Source organism: Streptomyces sp. 17_S59 (assembly GCF_056930295.1).
Genome location: NZ_JBXOWD010000001.1, coordinates 4,753,069 through 4,775,959 on the forward strand (window position 1 = coordinate 4,753,069; position 22,891 = coordinate 4,775,959).

Genomic DNA, 22,891 nt, shown 5'->3' on the forward strand with positions numbered 1-22,891 from the left:
CCGAGTCCGATTCCGGAGGACACCATGGAGAACACCGTCTACGAGCCCCCCACCCTCGTCGAAATCGGCGACTTCGAAGAGCTGACCCTCTGCTCGCCGTGGGGCAGCTGCCGCGACTTCCTCGGCTGCGGCCGTGCGTTCATCTGCATCGGCTGACGCACCCGCCCGAGCCCGGGCAGGCAGCGCAGGGCTCTGACGAACAAGCCGTGCAAGCCGTGCAAGTCGTGCAAGCCGTGTAAGTCGTGAACGGCCGACGGTGGCGGAATGCGGCATGGTCCGGCCTTCCGCCACCGTCGCACTCATATGGCAGGGGGAAATGGACTTCATCGTCCTTCCGGACCGCCCGGAAGTAGAGACCCTGATCGCCGGGAACGCCGGCAATTCCGCGCTCGCCGGGGCCCGTACCATCGCACACCATTCCGGACGGCCCTGGCTGGTGGGCCGGTGGACGGACCGCGAGCTGACCCTGATCACCGAGGGGGCCAACCGGCTCGCCCTCCTTGGGCGCGCCCCGAAGGACACGGCGCCCCTCGCCCGCGCGCTGGCCCGCGCCACCACCCCGTACGAGCTGACCGAGCCGGCACGCCGCACACCCGGCAGCCACCACCTCGTCGCCAGCCTCGACGGAGCCGTACGCGCCCAGGGGACCGTCTCCACCGCACGGCAGCTCTTCACCGTCCGCACCCGCGGCCTGACCCTCGCCGCCGACAGCCCCGCCGCGCTCGCCGCCCTCACCGGCGCCGCGACCGACGACGCCGCGGTCGCCCTCCGGCTCCTCGACCCCCTGCCGCCCTGGCCGCTCACCGGGCGCACGGTGTGGACCGGCATCGAAGCCCTGCTCCCCGGGCACTGGCTGCACCTGCGCGCAGACGGCAGCGCCCGGCAGCTCCCCTGGTGGCGGCCGCCCGAGGCCGGACTCCCGCTCGCCGAGGCCGCCGAGGCGGTCCGGGCCGCCCTCGCCGAGGCCGTGGCCCTGCGCACCGACGGACCGGGAAGGGTGAGCGCCGACCTCTCCGGCGGCCTGGACTCCACCTGCCTGTGCTTCCTCGCCGCGGCGCACACCGACCGGCTCTCCACCTATCACGTCGCACCCCTGGACGAGGCCAACGAGGACACCCGCTGGGCCCGCCGTGCCGTCGAGCTGCTGCCGCACGCCCGCCACCACTGGATCCCCAAGTCCCGCGAGGCGAACTGGGCCGACGTCGACCCGGACCGGCCGCAGGCCGTGGACACCGGCGAGGGGCCCGCCCTGTGGGGGTCGGGATCGGCCCACCTGACGGACCTGTCCCGGGCCGCCGCCGAGGACGGATCGACGCTGCACATGATGGGCCTCGGCGGCGACGAGCTGTTCGGCTCGCTGCCCGCCTACCTGTGGTCCCTCGCCCGCCGTCACCCGGTCCGGGCCCTGCCGGTCGTGCACCGCCACCGGCTCCTCAACCGCTGGGCGCTGTCCGCCACCGTCCGCGCCCTCGCCGACCGGAGCGACTACGCGCACTCCCTCGCGTCGGGCGCGCACCGGCTCACCGACCCGCCGCCGCGCCCGCCCTTCCTCGACCTGAGCTGGACCGGCGGCTCCCGCATGCCACCCTGGGCCACGCCCGCCGCCGTCGCGCTCGTACGCGACCTGCTGCGGGACGCGGCCGAGGCGCGCACCGCCCCGCTCCACCCCGACCGCGTCCGCCACCAGCTGCTGGAGTACACCGGCTACGACGGCAGACTCATCCGGCAGACCCGGCGCGCCATGGCCAGCTCGGGCGTCGAGTGGGACGCGCCCATGCTCGACGACCGCGTCGTCGAGGCCGCGTTGTCGGTCCGGCTGCCCGACCGGGCCGCCCGCGGCCGGTTCAAGCCCCTGCTCACCGCGGCCATGCGCGGCACCGTGCCCGCGGAGATCCTCGACCGCCGCTCCAAGGGCGAGTTCAGCGCCGAGCTGTACGAGGGCGTGCGCCGCAACCGGAACCGCTTCCTCGCCCTCTGCGACGGCATGCGGCTCGCCGAACGCGGCCTGGTCGACGCGGCCGCGCTGCGCGCCGCGTTCCTCGCACCGTCCCCCGAGAGCCATCACCTGTCCCAGTTCGAGAACACGGTGGCGTGCGAGGCCTGGCTGCGCTCGCCCGGCGCCGCCCCGCAACCCGTGGGAGTGCCACGATGACCCTTTCCCTCGCCCGGAGCGTGATTGCCACCGACACCGAGTCCGGCCTGGTGCTGCTCGACGAGCGCAACGGGCGCTACTGGCAGCTCAACGGCTCCGGCGCCACCGCGCTGCGCCTCCTCCTCGACGGCCGCTCCGCCGAGCAGGCCGCGGCCGAGCTGACCCGGCACGCACCCGACGCGGCGGACCGGGCCCTCGACGACGTACGGCGGCTCGTCGCCGCGCTGGGCAAGGCCAGGCTGGTGGTGGCGGCATGAGCATCCCCGTGATCGGAGAGCGCCGCGCCGACGCACTGTCCCTGCGCGGGCAGCTGGAGGCCCGGCTCGCCACCGGCGCGGCCCGGCTGCTGACCGGGCTGCCGCCGCGCCAGCTGCGGCAAGTGCTGACCCTGCTGAGCACCGGCAGCCGCCCGGCCACCCGCGCCCAGGCCCTGTACGCCCGGCAGGCCGCGGTGACGGTCAGCACCCGCTGCGCCGGGCTCGGCTGCCTGCAGCGATCGGTCGCCGCGGCCCTGCTGTGCCGCGGGCACGGCCGGTGGCCCGACTGGTGCACGGGCTTCCGCACCGAGCCGTTCGGGGCCCACGCATGGGTCGAGGTGGACGGGGTCCCGGTGGGGGAGCCGGGCGACCTGTCCCGCTTCCACACCGTGCTGGCCGTACGGCTGCGGAAGCGGGTGACGGCATGACTGTACGAAACACACCGGGGGCGGAAGCCGCCGTCCGGACCGAGGACTTGGGAAAGCTCTACGGCGACAACGTCGCCGTGGCCGGCCTCGACCTCACCGTCCCGGCCGGTACCGCCTTCGCGTTCCTCGGCCCCAACGGCGCGGGCAAGACCACCACGATCAACATGCTGTGCACGCTGCTCGCCCCCACCGCTGGGCGGGCCGAGGTCGCCGGGTACGACGTGGTGGCGCAGCCGCACGAGGTCCGCGACAGCATCGGGCTGGTCTTCCAGGAGTCCACCCTCGACCAGGACCTGACGGCCGAGGAGAACCTGCGCTTCTACGCCGAGCTGTTCGGCATCCCCCGCCGCCAGGGCGCGGCGGACGTCACCGCCGTGCTGGAGCTGGTCGGCCTGACCGACCGCCGCAAGCACGTGGTCCGCGACTTCTCCGGCGGCATGCGCCGCCGCCTGGAGATCGCCCGGGGCCTGCTCAACACCCCCGCCGTGCTCTTCCTCGACGAGCCGACCACCGGCCTCGACCCCCAGACCCGGGTCGCGATCTGGGAGCATCTGCACCGGCTGCGGCGCGAGCGCAATGTCACGCTCTTCATGACCACCCACCACCTGGAGGAGGCCGAGAACTGCGACCGGATCGCCATCATGGACGACGGCTTCGTCGTCGCCGAGGGCACTCCGGGCGAGCTGAAGTCCGTCGTCGGGGCCGACCTCGTCGTCCTGCGCACGGACGACGACGAGGCGACCGTGCGGGCGGTGCGCGAGCGGTACGGGGTGGAGGCCGAGGCCGGCCCCGACGGGGTGCGGCTGCGGGTGGACGACGGCGCGGCGTTCGTCCCCAAGTTCTGCGGCGACGCCGGGGTGCGGGTGCACTCCGTGACCGTCACCCCGCCCTCCCTCGACGACGTCTTCCTCCACTACACCGGCCACAGCATCCGCGACGAGGAGGCGGGACCCATGACGCTCGACGACCTCGCGAGGAGGCAGGGGTGACGGCACTGACCCACACGGTCGCGGCCACCGCGACGCCCCCCAGGGCCGCCCGCCGGAACCTGCGGGCGATCAGGATGCTGTGGCACCGCGAGATGATCCGCCTCGGCCGCAACAAGATCCAGCTGGCCATGGGCCTGGTGACCCCGCTGATGTTCCTGCTTGTCCTGGGCACCGGCCTGGACACCTCGGGGGTCGTGGGCGAGGGCTACGCGCAGTACCGCGGCTTCCTCTTCCCCGGCGTCCTGGTGATGACCACCCAGGCCCCCGCGATCGCCGTCGGCGTGTCGGTCGTCTGGGACCGCCAGGTGGGCTTCCTGCGCCAGGCCCTGGTCGCCCCGGTCCGGCGCAGCAGCCTGCTGCTCGGCCTCTCGCTGGGCGGGGCCACGACGGGCGCGGTCTACGGGCTGATGGTCCTGCTCATCGCCGGGCTGGCCGGAGTGCCGTACGACCTCTCCCTGCTGGTCGTCCTGGCCGAAGTCTTTGTGGTGGCACTGGCGTTCACCGCGATCGGCATGCTGGCGGCGGTCGCCATCAAGAAGATCCAGACCTTCCAGGTCGTGGTGAGCCTCGCCCTGATGCCGCTGATGTTCCTGTCCGGCGCGATGTTCCCGCCCGGCGGCCTGCCCGGCTGGCTGGGCATCGCGGTCCGGCTCAACCCCCTGACGTACGCCATCGACGGCATCCGCCGCACGCTCCCGGGCGACGTCGACCTGGGTGGCTACGCGGAGTCCCCGTCGATCGCAGGCTGGACCCCGCCGGTGGGGCTGGAGATCGGCTTCGTCGGCCTCCTGGCGGCGGTGGCCCTGGGACTGGCGGCGCGGAAGTTCTCGCGGGCGGGGTGAGGCGGGTCAGCCCGTCCGGGGGACGGGCGCGCCTCGCATCGCGGCGCGCACTGCGGCCATATCGCGCCGGGTGGCGGCGACGGCGCCGGATTCCCGGTCTGCGGCTGCGGTTTCGGTGCGGCAGTCGCGGCAGTGCGTCTCGTCGGCGACGGGCCGGATGACGTTGCCGTACCGCGCCCGGCGGCCCGCCGCCAGCCACTCCGTACGGAGCCGTTCGTAGACCCGGCGCTCGGCGTACGTCAGTGTGCGGCCGCTGCGGACGGCCAGGAAGGTGCGGATCTCCTCGTTCAGCTGCTCGGGGGTCGTCGTGTTCAGTGACATGGACCCAAGGCTAGGGGGCGGCACTGACAACGGGCCGGGTCGAGCGCCCATGTTTGCGGAACGCTCATCAAACGGTCATGAAAGGGGAGGAGGGGGAGAACGGGGATGAGGGGGGGCGGAGCACTCCGTCATCCCCTTCCGTCACTTCCGCCCTACTCCGCCACCGGCCGCTGCAGCCGCGCCACGCTGTGCTGTTCCGGGGGACAACGCCCGGACCCCCGGCCGCAGGGCCTGCCCGCCGTCCCTTATTCCACCGGCCGCTGCAGCCGCGCCACGAACTTGTACCGGTCGCCCCGGTACACCGACCGCACCCACTCCACCGGTCGGCCCTCCGCGTCCAGCGAGTGCCGGGAGAGCATCAGCATCGGCAGGCCCACGTCCGTGCTCAGCAGGCCCGCCTCGCGCGGTGTGGCCAGGGAGGTCTCGATGGTCTCCTCCGCCTCGGCGAGGTGGACGTCGTACACCTCGGCCAGGGCCGTGTAGAGCGAGGTGTACTTGACCAGGCTGCGGCGCAGGGCCGGGAAGCGCTTCGCCGACAGGTGGGTGGTCTCGATCGCCATGGGCTCGCCGCTGGCGAGCCGCAGCCGCTCGATGCGCAGCACGCGGCCGCCCGGCTCGATGTCCAGGAGCTGGGCGAGGCGGTCGTCGGCGGTGACGTAGCCGATGTCGAGGAGCTGGGAGGTGGGCTCCAGGCCCTGGGCGCGCATGTCCTCCGTGTAGGAGGTCAGTTGCAGGGCCTGGGAGACCTTGGGCTTCGCGACGAATGTCCCCTTGCCCTGGATACGCTCCAGTCGTCCCTCGACGACCAGTTCCTGGAGGGCCTGGCGGACGGTCGTGCGCGAGGTGTCGAACTCCGCGGCCAGGGTGCGCTCCGGCGGCACCGGGGTGCCGGGGGGCATGGTTTCGGTCATTTCCAGCAAGTGTCGTTTGAGCCGGTAGTACTTGGGTACGCGCGCGGTCCGCGCGCCGCCTGCGGACCCGCCCGCGCCGCTCTCCGCCGTACCGCCCTCGGTCGCCATGGCGTGCCTTCCCGACTCCGATGATCCTGCTGCCGTCACCGGCTCCTCCGTCTTTAGCGGTCACATGGTGGCACGGGCAGAGCCCGAGGGGACCGGAGATACCCGCGTCGACCTCGAGGTGTCGGTCCGGTAACGGAGCCGACTGCGACTCTTATACACCCTTGACACCCCAAAAGGTCTAGGCCAAGCTGCGGGCACTGGTCTAAACCATTAAAGACCACATTCGGTCCTTGAGGAGAGTGCTGTGAAGCGTGGGCTCATAGCGGCGACGGGTGTCGCGGCCATGCTGGTGAGTGTTGCGGCCTGTGGGTCCAGCGACAGTGACAAGGAGACCGGTGCCGGCGGTTCCAAGGGCAAGACCCTGACCGTCTGGTTCATGGATGGCTCGAATCCTTCGGGCTGGACCCAGCAGGTCAAGGCCGAGTTCGAACAGAAGACCGGTGCCAAGCTGGACATCCAGATCCAGAAGTGGGACGGCATCCAGCAGAAGCTCACCACCGCCCTCTCCGAGTCCGCCCCGCCGGACGTCGTCGAGATCGGCAACACCCAGACCCCCTCCTACGCCGAGACCGGCGGTCTCGCCGAACTCGACGACCTGAAGAAGGAGATCGGCGGCGACTGGACCGAGTCCCTCAACAAGCCGTCGGTCTTCGAGGGCAAGCAGTACGCCGCCCCCTGGTACGCGGCCAACCGGATGGTCATCTACAACAAGCGGATCTGGGCCGACGCGGGCATCACCGACACCCCCAAGACCCGGGACGAGTTCTTCAAGGACCTCGAGGCCATCCAGAAGAAGGGCGATGCCGAGCCGCTCTACCTGCCCGGCCAGAACTGGTACTTCTTCGACGGCCTGACCATCGGCACCGGCGCCGACCTGGTGAAGAAGGACGGCAACAAGTACGTCTCCAACCTCGCCGACCCCAAGGTCGCCAAGGCCATGGACGTCTACAAGCAGTACCAGGCCTTCAGTAAGGCCCCCAAGGACAAGGACGAGGCCACCCCGCAGCAGGCCGACATCTTCGCCAAGGGCAAGACCGGCGCGTTCATCGGCATGGGCTGGGAGGCCCAGACCGCCATCAAGGCGAACCCCGAGATCGGGAAGGACATCGGCTACTTCACCATCCCCGGTGAGACCGCCGACAAGCCCGAGGGCGTGTTCCTCGGCGGCTCCAACCTCGCGATCTCCGAGGGCAGCAAGAAGAAGGACCTCGCCAAGGAGTTCCTGAAGATCGCGCTGTCCGACAAGAACGAGGGCGCGCTGGCCAAGGAGGTCGGCGACATCCCCAACAAGGAGTCGCTGCTCCCCAACCTCAAGGGCCAGGCCGCCGCCGAGGCCGCGGCCCCGGCCGCCAAGGGCGGCGGCACCACGCCGCTGATCCCCGAGTGGGCCAACGTCGAGAACGCACCCAACCCGATCAAGGCCTACATGACGGCCGTCCTCAACGGAAAGCCGGCCGAGGAGGCCGCCAAGCAGGTCGAGGCCGACATGAACAAGCGCCTCAGCCAGAAGCAGTAATCGCGGCAGTAACTAGCGGCAGCAGCCGTTGGCGGCAGCCACGCAGTGACCCCGCCGGCTGGGTACGCGTACAGGCCGGGCGCCACCGCCCGTACGCGTATCCCGCCGCCGCACACCACGTAACACTGTTACACCGTTACACCGTTCGACGAGTCGAACAGCTCAACAGGGGAGAAGGCGGACGACGATGTCAGCGCAGATCGAAGAGGCGGCGGTGGAACCCGCCCCCCGGATCGGCAAAGGCGGCGACCCGCCACCGCGCCGCGGCCGGGGACGCGCGGCCGGGAGCGTCCCGTACCTCCTGATCCTCCCCGCGATCGCCCTCACCGTGCTGCTGCTCGGCTGGACGCTGCTGAAGAACGGCCTGCTGTCGTTCCAGAACCTCAACAAGCGCCAGCTGATCCGGCACGTCACCGAGTGGACCGGGGTCGACAACTACAGGAACATCCTGGGCAGTTCCGACTTCTGGCACGTCACCGGCCGCTCCGTCGCCTTCACCGCGGTCAACGTCGTACTGATCATGGTGCTGGGCTGCCTCGTCGGCCTGCTGCTCGCCCGGCTCGGCAAGAAGGCGCGCCTGCTGCTCTCGTTCGGCCTCGTCCTCGCCTGGGCCATGCCCGTCATCGCCGCGACCACCGTGTTCCAGTGGCTGTTCGACCAGCGCTTCGGCGTCGTCAACTACCTGCTGGACAAGCTCGGCTGGCACTCCATGGCCGGCTACAACTGGACCGGCGACCAGCTGTCCACCTTCTTCGTCATCACCGTGCTGATCGTCTGGCAGTCGATCCCCTTCGTGGCGATCAACCTCTACGCGGCCACGACGACCATCCCCAAGGAGCTGTACGAGGCGGCGTCCCTGGACGGCGCGGGCGCCTGGAAGCAGTTCACCTCGGTGACCTTCCCCTTCCTCAAGCCCTTCTTCCTCGCCACGACCTTCCTTGAGGTCATCTGGGTCTTCAAGGCGTTCCCGCAGGTCTTCGCCGTCAACGAGGGCGGGCCCGACCGGCTCACCGAGACCCTGCCGGTCTACGCGTTCGTCGAGGGCATGGGCAACCAGCACTTCGGCATGGGCGCCGCGATCTCCATCCTCACCGTCGTGATCCTGCTGGCTCTGACGGCCTACTACCTGCGCCTGGTTCTCAAGCAAGAGGAGGACGAGCTGTGAGGCGTTCCGCCCCCGACCGCCGGACGGGCTCCGGCTCGCTGCCCGGTCGCATCTGGCCGACGGCGACGGCGGTCGTCCTCGCCGTCGTCTTCGCGTTCCCCGTCTACTGGATGTTCGCCACGGCCTTCAAGGCGAACAAGGACATCGTCAGCGACACCCCGGTCTGGCTCCCCACCAGCCCCACCCTCGACCACTTCACCAAGGCGGTGCACGCCGACGGCTTCTGGACGCTCGTCGGCAACTCCCTCACCGTGACGCTGGTCGCCGTCGGCCTCTCGCTCGTCATCGCGCTGCTCGCGTCCTTCGCCGTCGCCCGCATGCGCTTCAAGGGACGCAAGAGCTTCATCCTGGTGATGATGATGGCCCAGATGGCCCCCTGGGAGGTCATGGTCATCGCCTACTACATGATCGTGCGCGACGCGGACATGCTGAACAGCCTGCCGCCGCTCGTCGCCATCTACACGGTCATGGTGCTGCCCTTCACCGTGCTGACGCTGCGCGGCTACGTCGCCGCCGTGCCCAAGGAGCTGGAGGAGTCGGCGATGGTCGACGGGTGCACCCGCACCCAGGCCTTCACCAAGGTCGTCTTCCCGCTGCTCGCCCCCGGCCTGATGGCCACCTCGCTCTTCGGCTTCATCACCGTCTGGAACGAGTTCCCGATGGTCCTGGTCCTCAACAAGGACGCCGGGGCGCAGACGCTCCCGCTGTGGCTGCGGAGCTTCCGCACCACCTTCGGCGACGACTGGGGCGCCACGATGGCCGCCTCCTCGCTCTTCGCCGTACCGATCCTCGTCCTCTTCGTCATCCTCCAGCGCAAGGCGGTCGGCGGCCTCACCTCCGGCGCAGTGAAGGGCTAGCACTGTTCCCATGGACACCCTGGACACCCCGATCCGCGACTCTCTGACCCGCGACGCCCTGACCGTCCTCCAGCCCGGCTTCACCGGCACCACCGCCCCCGACTGGCTGCTGCGCCGCCTCGGCGAGGGGCTCTCCTCCGTCGGCCTCTTCGGCCGGAACATCGCCTCGCCCGAGCAGCTCGCCGCGCTGACGGCGCAGCTGCGGGCCGAGCGCGACGACGTCCTCGTCGCCATCGACGAGGAGGGCGGCGACGTCACCCGCCTGGAGGTCCGCACGGGCTCCTCCTTCCCCGGCAACCTCGCCCTCGGCACCGTCGACGACACGGAGCTGACCCGGGCCGTCGCCCGCGAGCTGGGCCGCCGCCTCGCCGAGTGCGGCGTCAACCTCAACTGGGCGCCCTCCGGCGACGTCAACTCCGACCCGGACAACCCGGTGATCGGCGTACGGTCCTTCGGCGCCGACCCCGCGCTCGTCGCCCGGCACACCGCCGCCTATGTGGAGGGCCTGCAGTCCGCGGGGGTTGCCGCCTGCACCAAGCACTTCCCCGGCCACGGCGACACGGCGGTCGACTCCCACCACGACCTGCCGCGCATCGACGCGGACCTGGAGACGCTGCACGCCCGCGAGCTGATGCCCTTCCGCGCGGCCGTGGCCGCCGGCACCAAGGCCGTGATGAGCGCCCACATCCTGCTCCCGGCCCTCGACCCCGCCCTGCCGGCCACCCTCAGCCCCACCGCCCTGCACGGTCTGCTGCGCGCGCCCGTCACGCGCGGCGGCCTGGGCTTCGACGGGCTGATCGTCACGGACGGCATGGAGATGCGGGCGATCTCGGGCACGTACGGGATCGAGCGCGGCAGCGTCATGGCCATCGCGGCGGGCGCGGACGCGATCTGCGTGGGCGGCGGGCTGGCCGACGAGGAGACGGTGCTGCGCCTGCGGGACGCGCTGGTCGGGGCGGTCCGCTCCGGCGAGCTGGCGGAGGAGCGGCTGGCGGACGCGGCGGCACGGGTCCGAAGGCTGGCGGCCTGGGCTTCGGGAACTGTGGACAGGCTCGTACCCGACCCGGAAGTGGGCCTGACGGCGGCCCGCCGAGCCCTGCGGGTGACCCCGTCCCCTGCCTCGTACGAGCCCCCGACGGGCCCGGTCTACGTGGCCGCCCTGACCCCCGTGGCGAACATCGCCGTGGGCGACGAGACCCCGTGGGGCGTGGGCGCGGAGCTGGAGCGCCTGCTGCCGGGGACGGAGACGGGCGGGTACGGCCCGGAGGAGGCGGGCGTCCCGGCGATCCTCGGGGCCGCGGCCGGGCGCCGGATCGTCGCGGTGGTGCGCGACGCCCACCGGCACGCATGGATGGCGGAGACGCTGGCGGCGCTGGTCGCGGTGCGCCCGGACACGGTGGTGGTGGAAATGGGCCTGAACCAGGCCGCGCCGCAGGGGGCGCTGCATGTGGCGACGCACGGTGCGGCGCGCGTGTGCGGGCGGGCGGCGGCGGAGGTGGTGGCGGGGCTCTAGGGCTGCTCTAGGGCGCGTCCGACGGGTCAGTGCGGGCCCCCGCCCGCACGGCCCCGGCGCTGGCCGCGACCACCAGGGCGATGGCCAGGCACTGCAGGGCCGACAGCGTCTGCCCCAGGACCAGGAACCCGGCCAGCGCCGCGACCGCCGGAGCCAGGCTCATCAGCACCGCGAAGGTCGCCGCGGGCAGGCGGCGCAGTGCCAGCAGCTCCAGCGTGTACGGCACCCCCGAGGACAGCACCGCCACGGCCAGCCCGAGCCCCAGCACGCCCGGCTCGAGCAGGGTGCCGCCCGCGGAGCCGATACCCAGCGGCAGGCTCACCAGCGCGGCCACGCCCATTGCCACGGCCAGCCCGTCCAGCCGCGGAAAGCGCGCCCCGGCGCGGGAGTTGAAGACGATGTACGCCGCCCACATGGCGCCCGCGCCGAGCGCGAAGGCGGCGCCCGCCGGGCTGATCCGGTCGAAGTCGTCCTGCCCGAGCAGGAAGACGCCCGCGAGCGCCAGCCCGGCCCACACCAGGCTCACCGCCCGGCGCGCGGCGACGACGGACAGCAGGAGCGGGCCGAGGACTTCCAGGGTCACCGCCGGGCCCAGCGGGATCCGGTCGATCGCCTGGTAGAAGAGGATGTTCATGCCGCCGAGCGCGAGCCCGAAGGCGCCGACGACGGCCCAGTCCGTACGGCTGTGGCCGCGCAGCCGGGGGCGGCAGACGGCCAGCAGCAGCACGGCCGCGATCGTCACCCGCAGTGCCACGACACCGAGGGCTCCGGCGCGGGGGAAGAGCAGGGCGGCGACGGCGGAGCCGAACTGCACCGAGAGGGTGCCGGCCAGCACCAGCCCGATGCCGCCGAGGCTGCCGACACTGGCAGGCGCGGCGGCCGTACGGATGCGGCCGACTGCCGCGGTGGCTGCCGCCTGGGACGTCATGTTTGTCATGCCCTCACGCTAGGGAGCGGCTCGCTCCGCGTGAAATGCCGATTGAGCCGCGATTATGCTTCAGAGGCATGACCATGGAGCTGCGCCATCTGCGGGCCTTCCTCGCCATCGCCGAGGAGGGCACGATCACGCGCGCCGCGGCCCGGCTGCACATCGGCCAGCCCGCCCTGTCCCGTACGCTGCGCCAGCTCGAAGCCCATCTCGGCGTACGGCTGATCGACCGCTCCACGCACCACCTGGAGCTGACGGCGGCGGGCCGGAGGTTCCGCGAGAAGGCGGCCGCCGCGCTGGCCGCCGTGGACACGGCCCTCGACCCCCGCTCGCTGCCCACCATGCCGCTGCGCCTCGGTCACCCCTGGGCCGCGCTCGGGGGTCACACCATCCCGCTGCTGCGCCGCTGGGACGAGGAACACCCGGACGTGCCATTGGAGTTGCGCCGCATCGACGACCGCACGGCCGGGCTCACTCAGGGCAAGGTCGACGTCGCGCTGCTGCGTGGTGAGGTGACGGCGCCGGGGCTGGTCACGGAGCTGCTGCTGGAGGAGGAGCGGGTGGCGGTGGTGCCCGCAGGCAGCGACCTCGCCGACCGCGGCGCCCTCACGCTGGCGGACCTCGCGGCGTGGCCGATCGCCCTGAACACGGTGGCGGGCACCACCACCCTGGACCTCTGGCCCACGGCTGCGCGCCCCACGGCGACGATCGAGGTCACCAACACGGACGAGTGGCTGACGGCCATCGCGGTGGGCCGGGCCGTGGGCATCTCGACCTCGGCAACGCCCGGCCTGCACAAGCACCCGTCGATCGCCTACCGCCCCCTGACCGACGCCCCACCGGTACCCCTGCTCCTGGCCTGGCACCACGGCGCGCCGTCCCATCCGGCGATCCCGGCGCTGGTCCGGCTGGCGCGTGAGGTGGTGGGGGGAGGCTGAGGGGTCCCCATGGAGCAGGGGCTATCTTCTCGCCTTCAGCCCGCAGCTCATGCGGCATGCGGGACAAAGGATACGTGGGTCTCTTCCGTGTCGATGGAGACGTCCAGCTTCGCCTCAAGTGCCACCGCAAGGCGGCGCAGAAGCGCCAAGGTCGGCGTAGTGCCGCCGCCTTCGATACGTTCGATGTCCTCCAGGGCCAGCCCGGCCCGCTCGGCCAGTGCTGCCTGGTCGACACCCAGAACCATCCGGCGGTCGTAGACCGCTTGGCCCAGCGCGATCGCCGCACCGGCCTCGATGTACGCCGGATCGGCCCTGTGCGCTTCCGGAATCTTCCAGGAAGTGTGGTAGCCGGCGCTCACGGCGACTCCTCGAACATTCGGTGGTAGGTGGCCACGGCTCGGGGATGCGACTCCTCGCACTCCTTCTGCGCCCAGAGGGCACGCTGAACCTGGCGGTCCTCTCGCATCCGAGTCTTCCGGAAAACAGTCAGGAACACGATACGTCGCCCAGGCGCCAGCCAGTAGGTGAGACGGAAAGCGTTCTCACCGAGGTGCATCCGCAGTTCGCGGACCGATCCGCTCAGATGGCGAGAGTAGGGCTCGCCCAAGGTTGTGGGAGCGCTGGCCAAGCGATCCGCGTGTCTTTCTGCTGCGCGATAGTGATCGGTTGGTAACGCATCCAGCCAGGCCCTCACCTCGGGCTCGATTTCGATCTCATAGGGCTGTCCCACTGGCGTGAGGTTAGAAGTGGTCTTCGTTATGCCTCAGCGGTTCGAGGTGATCGCCATCCGATCGGGTGATACCTCGCTACCTTGAGGCGGCGGCCTGCCGCGAGTGACGTGCCGCGGCGCCGACGACATGGGCCCCGGGCGTTGCCCCAAGGCGCTCACGAGCCGTTCCCGCCCCAATCGACAGGGGCTCGGGCCTGTCAAGTCTCCCTGCGAGGGAACCTGCGGCTCCTTTTTGTCCATCTCCATGGACGGAACATCCGTTATGCCCTTCGGGTAGTCCCCTCGGGCAGCAGCAGCCGGAGCTTGTGTGAACACGCACCAGACGCATCAGACGCACCCGCCGTCCGCCGCGCCCTACCAGTCCCAGGGGAGGCGCCGTGCCGGCCGCGCACGGCGCTGGATCATCGTGGTCGCGTCAGTGGTCACGCTCGGCCTGATCGCCTGGCCGGTGATGAGCTACTTCCAGATACCCCCCTTCACCGACAAGGGCGACCCCGTCAGCTACGACCAGGCCGACGGCGCGAACGGGGACAAGGGCGGGAAGGGGGGCGACTCGAAGACCCTGATGCCCACAGGCCCCAAGGCCGACTTCCGGAACGCGAAGACGATGGACGACGGCACGCACGTCAGCGTCGTCTCGATCACCGGCCCCAAGTCGGGGTTCAAGGGCAAGGTGTGGGTCTGGGCGCCCAAGGAATACATGGATCCGAAGTTCGCGAAGAGCGGCTTCCCGGTGCTGATCGCCCTGCCCGGCGGTCCCGGCCACGACGGCAACTACTGGTCGCTCGGCGAGTTCGGCCCGGACAAGCTCTCCCTCGAGAAGAGCGTCAGCAAGTGGTACGAGGAGGGGAAGGGCAAGCCCTTCCTGCTGGCCATGCCGATCCTCAACCCCGGCCCGGACGACGGCGGCATCTACTGGGACGGCAGCGACATCCCCGGCCAGCCCAAGATGGGCACCTGGCTGACGGAGGACGTCCCCGACCTCATGAAGGCGAACTTCCGCACCCTGAAGTCGCGTGACGGCTGGGCCTTCATGGGCTCCTCCACCGGCGGATTCGTCGGCCTGAAGTCCGTGCTGCAGAAGCCGGACCAGTTCAAGGCCGTCATAGCCTCCGGCCCCGACATCGTGCCCGACTCCCCGCTGTGGAAGGGACACGAGAAGGAGCGCCAGGAGAACAACCCCGAGGCCCTGGCCAAGCAGCTGATCGCACACAAGGGACCCGACGTCTACCTGTCGTTCCAGTACGGGACGAAGGAGAACGCGAAGATGATCAGCGACGTCAAGAAGTTCATCTCGACGTACGGCAACAAGGGCCCGATCCACACGAACTTGAACGTCATCGACGGCGGTACGCACAACGGAGCGACGTACCTGCGCGGCATGGACGCCGGACCGATGCAGTGGATCAGCGAGCATCTGGAAGGGCCGACTCCTTCTTCCTGACGGCTGGGATCGCCGCATCCGCAGCAACAGCCCCGCTCGCGCGCCTCTGGAAGGGACGCGTGGGCGGGGCTGTTCTGTGGGTCAGAAGAAGCTGATCCCGGCCTGGGTCTTGATGGTGTCCATGGCTTCCTGGGTGAGCAGCCGCAGGGGGACGACGGTCCAGCGGTTCCCCTTGCGCATGATCACGGCTTGGCCGTCCTTGGTGCGTCCGATGTGGACGAAGCCGTGATCACGCTGGAGGTCTTTCGCCAGGCGCTCGCCGTGGATCACGGGATACCTCTGCTGTCAGTCCCTGGTCACGCAGCAACGTCTCCAGCCGAATGGTCACAGGACCCCAGCCGTAACGATCAGAGTCCCGAGGCTTTCGGGGTCGGGCGCTTCCAAGACGCGGGCTTCGACGTCCAGGAAGCCGTGGTGGATCAGGATGCCTTTCCACATTTCTGCGGAGTACGCCCAACGCCGCACCGGCAGGATCTTGCCGGTGAAGCCGTTTCCGTACATGCCCTGCGGACCGTAGCAGTCGTCGACGGCGGGTGCTTGGGAGAAGACGAAGACACCGTGCGGGTTGAGACGTTGGCGGATGGCAGGCAGGAGCCGGTGGGGGTCGGTGAACCAGAAGGCACCCCAGACGGAGTAGATGGCGTCGTAGGCTTCGTCCGTGGTCTTGAGGTAGTCCACGGCCTCACGGAGCAGGAAGTGTGCCCCGGGGACGTTGCCCCATCGTTCATCGGCGCTCTTGATCTGAGCGGGGGAGAGATCCACCCCTGTTGCGTCGATGCCCTTGCGGGCCAGGTAGGCCACGTTGTCTCCGCAACCGCAGCCCAGCTCCAACGACTTGTCGGGCCGACCGAGCAGCTCTTCGGCAGGGCCGTGGTGGTCGTATTGGGTCCACCCGAAGCCCTTCTCAATAGAGACCTCCACCGGGCCGATCCTCTCGACAGCCCCGGCCGCGTAGCGGTCCCAGTAACTCACAACGCTCATGCAGCAACGTCCTTGGCGGCTTGTTGGTGAGCATCCATACCGTCAGGCTCCGACAGCCACACGCTACCTTCCGACCCTTACGCTCAGGGAGTGTCCTGCTGCTTTCCCCCGTACGAGAAGTGGCGGCACCCCGACGGGTACCGCCACTTCTCGTACGGTCGTGCTAGTGGCAGCTCGTTCCCTGGGTGCAGGGGGAACAAGCTGAAGCGTCCCGCTCCCACAGTGGCCAATCCACCTCGAACCCGTGCTGCTCGACGACGGCCGCTGTCCTCATGACAGTGCCGTCCGCTTTGCGCTCGATCTCCGGGATGTGGTGCAGGAACTTGCCGCTGTTGTACTTGTTGCAGAACTCGGCATAGTTCGCTGTGTCGAGGATGAGTGCGTGAACAGCGGTGTCCACCAACTCGCCGCAGCCGAGTTCCAGCCCCTCACCCGTGGTCTCCATGGCAGTGACCAGGTAGGCGACGGCCTGGCCGAGCAGCCGGCTGGCCATCACGGTGTCCATGAGGTTGTCTCGGGCCAGGAGCCTGATCTCCCTGTCCCAGACCGCCTCACCCAACAGTTCCTTCGGATCGCGTACCGCTACCGCTGTATCCATGCGGTCCACCTCTAGTTCGAAGGGATCTGGCGGAGCCCTCCCCGTTCGAAGGACGCGGCTTGTCGGAACCGACGGCGAACGGGGAGGGCTGTCCCCAGCGCTGGCCTGCTGGGCGTGACCAGGGCGGGGGGCCAAGAAGACAGTAGGGTTGCCGGGACTCAACCCCCAAGAAGATTGCGCGAGTTTGCGGCGAGCACGTTGACGGCGTGATAGGTAGCCTGGACCATCGGAACACTCGGCAATCCGGCGCAAGACAGCGGACGGGAGAGCACCGATGAAGCTACGGTTCCTCGGCAAGAACAGCACTCCTGGGGACAGCCCCACCCTGTACGCCACCGACCGGGACAGCTATGTCATCCAGGGGTGGAAGGTCTTCGCGAACGACCTGCTGATGCAGCTCGACAAGGTGCCCGGTCATACCGCCGTGGAGGTACCCCCTGAGCTCTTCGAGCACCTGACCAAGGACGGCTTGCCGTCGGGAAGGATCAAGCACTTCGAGCCACCCATCAGTCTTGTGACGGAACAGGGAACGTGCGTACTCCAGGGGCCTGCGATGACTGACGCCGAGGCCCTCAGCCAGATGCGCATGCCCGACTACGAGACCTGCATCGAGGTACCCAAGTCCTCGATCACTGCCCTACTGGAGGAGAGCAGTGGGCCTGATCACCAGCGCTGAGCGCGACAAGCTCTTCGAGAGCTTTAAGGGTGATGCCTTCCACCTGGAGCTGCGGGACGATTATGGTTCGCCCATTGAGGACACGCCGTACGCCCGGTGGCAGCGCGGGGAGCCTGACGATTACGCCTGGCTCGATCCGTGGATGACGCTCATGAAGCGTGTGACTGGGGAGGGCAAGACTGTGCGCCGGGTGCGCGTCGTCACTCAGCCGCACTCTCAGTACGTCGGCTGGGAACACTCTCTGACAGGCTTGAACATTGCGGCGGGTGAAGACATTCGCTGGCTGGCTCGGCACCACGTGCCCGAGAAGGTTGCCTTCCCGGTGGATGGCAACGACTGGTGGCTGTACGACGACCGATTGCTTGCGGTCGGCCACTTCGACTCGGACGGCCGGGTGCTCGGTTCTGAGTTGATCGATGAACCTGCCACGGTTGCGAAGTGTGCTCGAATTCGCGATCTGCTCTGGTCAATCGCCATTCCGCATGGCGAGTACAGGCCCTGAACCCGCCGGTGAGCAACAGGGCAAGGGAAGCCCGGGAAGCGTTGGGTGCCCGGCTGCGAGGGTTCCGTAAGGACGCGGGATTCGCCAGTGGCCGGGCATTCGCCGCAGCTACCGGGTGGCAAGAGTCCAAGGTCTCCCGGATCGAAAACGGGCGACAGAATGCCAGTGAAGAAGACATCCGGCTTTGGTGTCGAAAGACCAGTACCGAAGACCAGATTGGCGACTTGATCGCCACATTGCGGCACATTGAGGAGCTGTGGCTGGAGTGGCGCCGTCAGCTCCACTCTGGGGCCGAGGCGCGGCAGCGTCGGGCCCTTCCGATCTACGCGCGAACCAAGATCTTCAAGATCTTTCATCCAACGGTTGTGTGGGGCACGCTTCAGACGGCTGAGTATGCGGCGGCAACTTTTCAACAGGTGGTTAACCTTTACGAGATTCCGGACGATACCGACGCTGCTGTCGCCAAACGAATGGAGCGTCAGCAATACCTTTACCGAGGAAATCGGATATTCAACGTCTTGCTCTCCGAGCAGGCCCTCTACACCAATATCGGCGGGCGGAGTGTCATGCGGGGGCAATTGGACCGGCTGCTCGCGGTCATGCGGCTACCTCGCCTCAGCTTGGGGGTCATTCCAGGTGATGCTCCCATGCATGTTTGGCCTGGTAATTCCTTCTCAATGTTTGATGACAAGCTTGTGCTTGTTGAGACGTATTCTGCAGAGTTCTCCATTACTCAGCCCGGGGAGATTGCTCTATACGCGAAAGCCTTCGATCTCCTGAAGCGGTCGGCCATCTACGGTAGACCTGCAAGAGTTCTCATCGCAAAGGCGCTGGATCACTTGGACGGACCTCGAGCCTGAGGTCAGAACACCGTGTATCAACCCAGTAGCTCCGGTCAGTGAGCATTGCGACACGAAAACCGGGGCGACTCCTGGCACGCGATATGCGGCGGCTCCACGTCCGGTGACGCCAAGCCCACCCGCGGGTGCGTGCTGGCGGAACATGACTGCTTACAAGAACTCAAAGCGCAGAGTGATCGATCCGCCGGCCAGGGGGCCGTCCGGAGGCGGGGTTACGGCTCCGAATCTGGCAAGAACCCAGTGACCCGCTTGGGTTCTGATGCAAAGGCCGTCCGTGTCACCCACAGTGCGCAGGTCGACAGTTCGTTGAACGCGTCGCGAGAGGGTTGAGCACCTGGGCATGTCGTTCTTGCTGATGATGCCCATTTCGACCGGGGGTGAGAACGTGATGAAGCCGGTGTAGAAGTAGAAGTCATGCCCGACCATCAGGTTGGTCGGATATCGCCCGGCTGTCGACGTTCACATAGTGGCCGTGGGGTACTTTGAGTTCGTAGGCTTTCGGCCGGCTTCCGTCCATTTCTGGACTTCTGGAACCTCTATGGTCCGGACTCTTGCCACCCGACCCTCCGGACCTCGATCCGTCCTCCGTTTCTCCGTCTCCGGCGTCATCGGCGCTGGGAGCCGGGCTCGGGCGTCGGCTGGGTGAACCTTCCGTGGAGAGCACACCGACACCGCCCGGCGCGGGGACAAGAAACCGATCGGACGCAGCGACTGCGCGTACTACTGCCCCGACGAGTCCACCGCCCGCCGCTGCATCGAGGCCCTGGAGGAGTCGGACCGACGGCTTCGAGAGCGTCCGGAGGAACTGATGCTCTGGGACTGGCAGGCCACGTACTTCGAGGCCGAGAAGGACAACCCGAACGACGGTGGCACGGTGTACCTGGGCGTGGCTTGGTACGACCGGGCGTTCTTCGACGAGCGCCGGGACGCCTGGTTCGGACGCATGCACCAGGAAATCTACAAGCGGCTTGGCATCCCGCTGGAGAACATCACCGTGGAGCACTGGGTGGCGCTGAGCGCCTGACCCCCAAGCGGTGAGCACGACAGCCGGGCCCTGCTCCTTCCGGGGAGCGGGGCCCGGCCTGTGTCGTCAGTCCCGGGAAAGTTCCGCCGCTTTCACGGCCAGGCTCGGTGCCGTGGCGGGGACGGTCGCCGACCGCCAGGCCATGGCCATCCCCGCGGTGGCGACGAGGGCAGTCGCCAAGCCGCCGATCCAGTACCCGGCCTCCACAGCGCTGGCCGCGAGCGCGGGCACGGCGAGCATGGACATGGTGCCGGCCGCGCGGATTACCGTCAGGTCCACGGTCATCAGGCGCCGCCGAGCGGGGGCAGGGAAGCGCGAGAGGTGTGTAGAGAGCGCAACGCTCATGAACGGCGAGACCGCGCCGGAGGCGGCCGACAGGGCCAGCAGTACCGGCAGCGACGCTGCCGACCCGGTAACGGCCAGCAGCAAACCGGAGACCGCCCAAGCCCCGCAGTAGACAACGGGCAGAGGCTCGGGAAGCTTCCAGTTCCCGGCCACTGTGTTGCCCACCAGAGCACCCGCACCTGTGGTGGCCAGGACAAGGCCGTACGCAGCAGCACCGGCGTGGAGCCGACCGGCCAGGAGAGCGGGGAGTGCGAGAGCGACCGCGGAAGCAAAGATGCCCGTTCCATGTACAGCGATGGCTACTGCAGTGGTCGGATGCTGTCGCAGCAGTACCCGCGCGCGGGGCACGCTGGCAGCATCCCGTTTCGGAGCAGCAACCGGGGCTTCCTGGGCATGTCGGGCCAGCAGGGGCAGGGCAAGGGCGGATGCAGCGAATGTGGCTGCATCCAGCCAGAACAGGGCTCCCATGGGCAGGACCGCCAATAGCATCCCGGCCGACCCGGGACCTGCCACTCGCGCGATACGCCCGGTCAAGTCCATCAGTCCACTGACGGCCTGGACCTCATCCGTCTGGACCAAGCTCGGTACTAGCGAGCCCAGATTCGGGTCGAAGACCGCACCGGCCGTTCCCAGCGCGCCGACCAGCGCCAGCATGCCTGCGGTCCCGTACTGCTCCCACGCCCAGGGCAGAGTGGCGACCAGCCCGACACGGGCCGCATCGACCACGGCCAGGCGGCGGAGGGTGGTGAAGTGTTCCATCAGGCGGCGGCCGACGGTGCCGAGCATGACGTACGGGACGGATTCGGCAATGGCCACCAGGCCCATGGTCCCGGCTCCGGACTTTTGCCAGGCCACCCACATGATCGCCACTGCATACAGACGGTCGCCGAAAACAGACAACGTCTGTGCGCCCCACAGGAGCAGTACCGGGCCCCGGCGGAGCAGCCGTACGTAACCCAAGATCGACCCCCGCCCGGAAGTGCGAAATCCCGGCAGCAAGACCGCCACCGGGAATCGCTCCCAACCCTAGGGCATCAAAGAAGATCGCTTGTCGCAGACTCGCCCTATGCCACGAAGGCACAGGTTCCCTCCCGTCGACTCCGGTCGGCCACTGTCCAGTTGGGCGCCGTGGTCGGCTGCCGAGGCTTGTCACCGCGTAGTCCAACCCGCGTGCGCCAGCGGTCTGGTACGGCACTGCGTGTGATTGCCAGGCGCTGGGCTCAACGCCGAAGCCGACCTCCCGAAAGCGCGCTGAGGGCCGCTGCCACCACGGCTCCGAACAGCAACCCGCCCCACGGCAGCGTCCCAGCCCTCCGGTGCGCGACCATCCCGAAAACGAAGATCCCAAGGCCTCCGCTCATGAGGAAGAACGCGCCGGCTCGAAGCGCATACCGCCACCTGGGGCGAGCTGTCTCTGAAGTCACGACGGGCATTATCCACATCCGCGTGCGGCAGTGTGCCGAGCGCCGGTGATCAGGACTGACAGTCACTCCGGACAGTCAACTGACATGGCTGGATAATCCGGACAACGTCATCAGCGGAAACCGATCTGTTCGCCCCGCCCCGCTCCTGCCATCGTTGCCCTGACATCCCAAGGCGCCCGATCAAGGGAGAAGCCATGACAGAGCAATTACCTTCGCGCCGTACCGTGATGAAAGCCGTCGGCGGAGCGGTGGCGGCCGCCGGCGCCCTGGGCTGGGCCGCGCCCGCGTACGCCGAAGGGGCACCCGGCACCAGACCCACGCCCCGACCCGGGGCGAGCAGATCTCCCAGACCGTCGCCGTCGTTATCACGCCAGGGCGGCGCCCGCGTCGTGGCGGCCGGCACCTACGACAAGATGACGTGGTGGGAGGCGACGAGCACGGCCGGACCCGCCGTGGCCCAGTTCTTGTACTCGACCGTCATCGCGTGGCGCGGCAACCGCAACAGCCGTAATCTGACGATCGCCAATCTGACCGGACCGCCGAGCCAGTTCGCCGGATCCACGCTGGAGAAGACGATTCTGGCCGATGCGTCGGAGAACGCCCCCGCCTTCATGTCCTCCCTCTCGGGCGGTACTTCCGCGCAGCTCGCGTGGACGGGCATCAACGGCGGGCACTCGCTGAACGTGGCCGACCTGGAAGTGAACACCAGCACCTGGCGGCTCACCGGCCGTAAGACCGGCCATGTACTGGTCGCCGGGGACACGGTGAGCGGCATGTCGGCACCGGCGTTCATCACCGGGCCCGACTACCGCCTCGAGGTCAATGTCGTGGACCAGTACGGCCGCGTCGTCGTCGCCGACGAAACCGGCGATCTGGTCTTCGGCGCCGCCTCGCCGCTCAAGTTCATCGCCGGGTCACGCGGACCGGTTCGTACCTGGAACGCCGGGGGCGGGGACACGGCGTGGTTCTGGACGGCCTCGGACGGGGCCCTCAGCTTCGCGATCACCAACCCCGCCGTACCGGGCTCCGAATCGCCCCGCGTGGTGAGGTCGCTCCAGAGCAGCATCTGTGAACCCTCCGCGGTGGCGGGCAACGCGGTCGACAGCATCCCGTACATCGCGTGGACGGGTATCGACGGCGCGGGTCAGCTCAACGTCGCACCCGTCAACGTCGATGCCATACGGGCGGGAAGGGACCCGATCGGCACGGTGTACACCCTGCCCGAGTACAGCATCGGCGCCCCCTGCCTCATCAGCCAGCCGAACAAGCCCGGCGACCGCTACGGGCGGCTGACCGTGTTCTGGACCGGCACCGACGGCACCGGCGCCCTCAACGCCTGTGCGATCAGCCTGTAACGGCGGAGAAGGAAGAGAGGAAATGGA

The 22,891-nt window shown here is 69.0% G+C and carries 26 protein-coding genes; 17 read left to right on the plus strand and 9 right to left on the minus strand.

All coding sequences use genetic code 11. The annotated features are described in order from the left end of the window. Nucleotides 1–24: 24 nt before the first annotated feature. From AC1Z4A_RS21655 to AC1Z4A_RS21680, 6 genes are all read left to right on the plus strand, one after another. Nucleotides 25–156 carry a lasso RiPP family leader peptide-containing protein gene (locus AC1Z4A_RS21655; RefSeq protein ID WP_483681244.1) on the plus strand — a complete coding sequence of 44 codons (132 nt, stop codon included), beginning with the start codon at nucleotides 25–27 and terminating at the stop codon, nucleotides 154–156. Nucleotides 157–271: 115 nt separating this feature from the next. Further along, complete coding sequence (locus AC1Z4A_RS21660) at nucleotides 272–2,152, plus strand: asparagine synthase-related protein (RefSeq protein WP_483681246.1); 1,881 nt, start codon at nucleotides 272–274, stop codon at nucleotides 2,150–2,152. Then, a complete protein-coding gene (locus AC1Z4A_RS21665; RefSeq protein ID WP_483681247.1) occupies nucleotides 2,149–2,409 on the plus strand; it encodes a lasso peptide biosynthesis PqqD family chaperone in 261 nt (86 codons plus the stop codon). The genes AC1Z4A_RS21660 and AC1Z4A_RS21665 overlap by 4 nt, the downstream gene beginning before the upstream one ends. Next, nucleotides 2,406–2,837, plus strand: coding sequence for a lasso peptide biosynthesis B2 protein (locus tag AC1Z4A_RS21670; RefSeq protein ID WP_483681249.1), 432 nt, complete (start codon nucleotides 2,406–2,408; stop codon nucleotides 2,835–2,837). Before AC1Z4A_RS21665 ends, AC1Z4A_RS21670 begins: the two co-directional genes overlap by 4 nt. After that, nucleotides 2,834–3,826, plus strand: coding sequence for an ATP-binding cassette domain-containing protein (locus tag AC1Z4A_RS21675; RefSeq protein ID WP_483681251.1), 993 nt, complete (start codon nucleotides 2,834–2,836; stop codon nucleotides 3,824–3,826). The genes AC1Z4A_RS21670 and AC1Z4A_RS21675 overlap by 4 nt, the downstream gene beginning before the upstream one ends. After that, nucleotides 3,823–4,668 (plus strand): ABC transporter permease, encoded by an 846-nt coding sequence (locus AC1Z4A_RS21680; RefSeq protein WP_483681253.1) that lies wholly within the window; start codon nucleotides 3,823–3,825, stop codon nucleotides 4,666–4,668. The genes AC1Z4A_RS21675 and AC1Z4A_RS21680 overlap by 4 nt, the downstream gene beginning before the upstream one ends. 6 nt (nucleotides 4,669–4,674) lie before the next feature. Here the strand turns inward: AC1Z4A_RS21680 and AC1Z4A_RS21685 are convergent, their stop codons facing one another. Further along, nucleotides 4,675–4,989 carry a hypothetical protein gene (locus AC1Z4A_RS21685; protein ID WP_483681255.1) on the minus strand — a complete coding sequence of 105 codons (315 nt, stop codon included), beginning with the start codon at nucleotides 4,987–4,989 and terminating at the stop codon, nucleotides 4,675–4,677. Between the two features lie 245 nt (nucleotides 4,990–5,234). Continuing rightward, entirely contained in the window at nucleotides 5,235–6,008 is a 774-nt protein-coding gene (locus AC1Z4A_RS21690; protein WP_483681257.1) for a GntR family transcriptional regulator, read from the minus strand. A gap of 244 nt (nucleotides 6,009–6,252) precedes the next feature. Between AC1Z4A_RS21690 and AC1Z4A_RS21695 the strand changes: the two genes are divergently transcribed. The 4 genes from AC1Z4A_RS21695 to AC1Z4A_RS21710 all read left to right on the plus strand — a co-directional run bounded on the left by AC1Z4A_RS21695 (nucleotide 6,253) and on the right by AC1Z4A_RS21710 (nucleotide 11,059). Continuing rightward, the gene (locus tag AC1Z4A_RS21695; RefSeq protein WP_483681259.1) at nucleotides 6,253–7,524 is read left to right on the plus strand and encodes an extracellular solute-binding protein; all 1,272 of its coding nucleotides are present in this window, start codon (nucleotides 6,253–6,255) and stop codon (nucleotides 7,522–7,524) included. A 187-nt stretch (nucleotides 7,525–7,711) separates the two neighbouring features. Further along, entirely contained in the window at nucleotides 7,712–8,689 is a 978-nt protein-coding gene (locus AC1Z4A_RS21700) for a carbohydrate ABC transporter permease (RefSeq protein ID WP_483681261.1), read from the plus strand. Then, on the plus strand, nucleotides 8,686–9,546 hold the full coding sequence (locus AC1Z4A_RS21705; RefSeq protein ID WP_483681263.1) for a carbohydrate ABC transporter permease: 861 nt from the start codon (nucleotides 8,686–8,688) through the stop codon (nucleotides 9,544–9,546). Before AC1Z4A_RS21700 ends, AC1Z4A_RS21705 begins: the two co-directional genes overlap by 4 nt. A 10-nt stretch (nucleotides 9,547–9,556) precedes the next feature. Next, the gene (locus AC1Z4A_RS21710; RefSeq protein ID WP_483681265.1) at nucleotides 9,557–11,059 is read left to right on the plus strand and encodes a glycoside hydrolase family 3 protein; all 1,503 of its coding nucleotides are present in this window, start codon (nucleotides 9,557–9,559) and stop codon (nucleotides 11,057–11,059) included. Nucleotides 11,060–11,066: 7 nt separating this feature from the next. Here the strand turns inward: AC1Z4A_RS21710 and AC1Z4A_RS21715 are convergent, their stop codons facing one another. After that, complete coding sequence (locus tag AC1Z4A_RS21715; RefSeq protein ID WP_483683676.1) at nucleotides 11,067–11,987, minus strand: EamA family transporter; 921 nt, start codon at nucleotides 11,985–11,987, stop codon at nucleotides 11,067–11,069. Between the two features lie 77 nt (nucleotides 11,988–12,064). Between AC1Z4A_RS21715 and AC1Z4A_RS21720 the strand changes: the two genes are divergently transcribed. Further along, on the plus strand, nucleotides 12,065–12,925 hold the full coding sequence (locus tag AC1Z4A_RS21720) for a LysR family transcriptional regulator (RefSeq protein WP_483681266.1): 861 nt from the start codon (nucleotides 12,065–12,067) through the stop codon (nucleotides 12,923–12,925). A gap of 47 nt (nucleotides 12,926–12,972) precedes the next feature. On the opposite strand, the gene AC1Z4A_RS21725 is transcribed toward AC1Z4A_RS21720, so the two are convergent. Together AC1Z4A_RS21725 and AC1Z4A_RS21730 are read right to left on the minus strand one after the other, a co-directional pair. Then, nucleotides 12,973–13,284: a helix-turn-helix domain-containing protein gene (locus AC1Z4A_RS21725; protein ID WP_483681267.1), complete on the minus strand. Its 312-nt coding sequence runs from the start codon at nucleotides 13,282–13,284 to the stop codon at nucleotides 12,973–12,975. Then, the gene (locus tag AC1Z4A_RS21730; protein ID WP_483681268.1) at nucleotides 13,281–13,655 is read right to left on the minus strand and encodes a type II toxin-antitoxin system RelE/ParE family toxin; all 375 of its coding nucleotides are present in this window, start codon (nucleotides 13,653–13,655) and stop codon (nucleotides 13,281–13,283) included. The genes AC1Z4A_RS21725 and AC1Z4A_RS21730 overlap by 4 nt, the downstream gene beginning before the upstream one ends. A gap of 451 nt (nucleotides 13,656–14,106) precedes the next feature. Here AC1Z4A_RS21730 and AC1Z4A_RS21735 point away from each other — a divergent pair, with 451 nt between their 5' ends. Beyond that, entirely contained in the window at nucleotides 14,107–15,099 is a 993-nt protein-coding gene (locus AC1Z4A_RS21735; protein WP_483683677.1) for an alpha/beta hydrolase, read from the plus strand. 81 nt (nucleotides 15,100–15,180) lie between these two features. On the opposite strand, the gene AC1Z4A_RS21740 is transcribed toward AC1Z4A_RS21735, so the two are convergent. The 3 genes from AC1Z4A_RS21740 to AC1Z4A_RS21750 all read right to left on the minus strand — a co-directional run bounded on the left by AC1Z4A_RS21740 (nucleotide 15,181) and on the right by AC1Z4A_RS21750 (nucleotide 16,678). Then, nucleotides 15,181–15,369 carry a hypothetical protein gene (locus tag AC1Z4A_RS21740; protein WP_483681270.1) on the minus strand — a complete coding sequence of 63 codons (189 nt, stop codon included), beginning with the start codon at nucleotides 15,367–15,369 and terminating at the stop codon, nucleotides 15,181–15,183. Nucleotides 15,370–15,423: 54 nt separating this feature from the next. Next, nucleotides 15,424–16,080 carry a class I SAM-dependent methyltransferase gene (locus tag AC1Z4A_RS21745; RefSeq protein WP_483681271.1) on the minus strand — a complete coding sequence of 219 codons (657 nt, stop codon included), beginning with the start codon at nucleotides 16,078–16,080 and terminating at the stop codon, nucleotides 15,424–15,426. A gap of 163 nt (nucleotides 16,081–16,243) precedes the next feature. Beyond that, nucleotides 16,244–16,678 carry a glycine-rich domain-containing protein gene (locus tag AC1Z4A_RS21750; RefSeq protein WP_483681272.1) on the minus strand — a complete coding sequence of 145 codons (435 nt, stop codon included), beginning with the start codon at nucleotides 16,676–16,678 and terminating at the stop codon, nucleotides 16,244–16,246. Nucleotides 16,679–16,952: 274 nt separating this feature from the next. On the opposite strand from AC1Z4A_RS21750, the gene AC1Z4A_RS21755 reads away from it, so the two are divergent. The 4 genes from AC1Z4A_RS21755 (at nucleotide 16,953) to AC1Z4A_RS21770 (ending at nucleotide 19,740) form a co-directional block, all read left to right on the plus strand. After that, the gene (locus AC1Z4A_RS21755) at nucleotides 16,953–17,354 is read left to right on the plus strand and encodes a hypothetical protein (RefSeq protein ID WP_483681273.1); all 402 of its coding nucleotides are present in this window, start codon (nucleotides 16,953–16,955) and stop codon (nucleotides 17,352–17,354) included. Beyond that, complete coding sequence (locus tag AC1Z4A_RS21760) at nucleotides 17,332–17,856, plus strand: DUF6879 family protein (RefSeq protein WP_483681274.1); 525 nt, start codon at nucleotides 17,332–17,334, stop codon at nucleotides 17,854–17,856. Before AC1Z4A_RS21755 ends, AC1Z4A_RS21760 begins: the two co-directional genes overlap by 23 nt. 8 nt (nucleotides 17,857–17,864) lie before the next feature. After that, entirely contained in the window at nucleotides 17,865–18,716 is an 852-nt protein-coding gene (locus AC1Z4A_RS21765) for a helix-turn-helix domain-containing protein (RefSeq protein ID WP_483681275.1), read from the plus strand. An 808-nt stretch (nucleotides 18,717–19,524) separates the two neighbouring features. Further along, nucleotides 19,525–19,740, plus strand: coding sequence for a hypothetical protein (locus AC1Z4A_RS21770; RefSeq protein ID WP_483681276.1), 216 nt, complete (start codon nucleotides 19,525–19,527; stop codon nucleotides 19,738–19,740). Nucleotides 19,741–19,806: 66 nt separating this feature from the next. Here AC1Z4A_RS21770 and AC1Z4A_RS21775 read toward each other — a convergent pair whose 3' ends face one another. After that, nucleotides 19,807–21,093 (minus strand): MFS transporter, encoded by a 1,287-nt coding sequence (locus AC1Z4A_RS21775; protein WP_483681277.1) that lies wholly within the window; start codon nucleotides 21,091–21,093, stop codon nucleotides 19,807–19,809. Nucleotides 21,094–21,898: 805 nt separating this feature from the next. On the opposite strand from AC1Z4A_RS21775, the gene AC1Z4A_RS21780 reads away from it, so the two are divergent. Next, nucleotides 21,899–22,864 (plus strand): hypothetical protein, encoded by a 966-nt coding sequence (locus tag AC1Z4A_RS21780; RefSeq protein ID WP_483681278.1) that lies wholly within the window; start codon nucleotides 21,899–21,901, stop codon nucleotides 22,862–22,864. The last annotated feature ends 27 nt before the right edge of the window (nucleotides 22,865–22,891 follow it).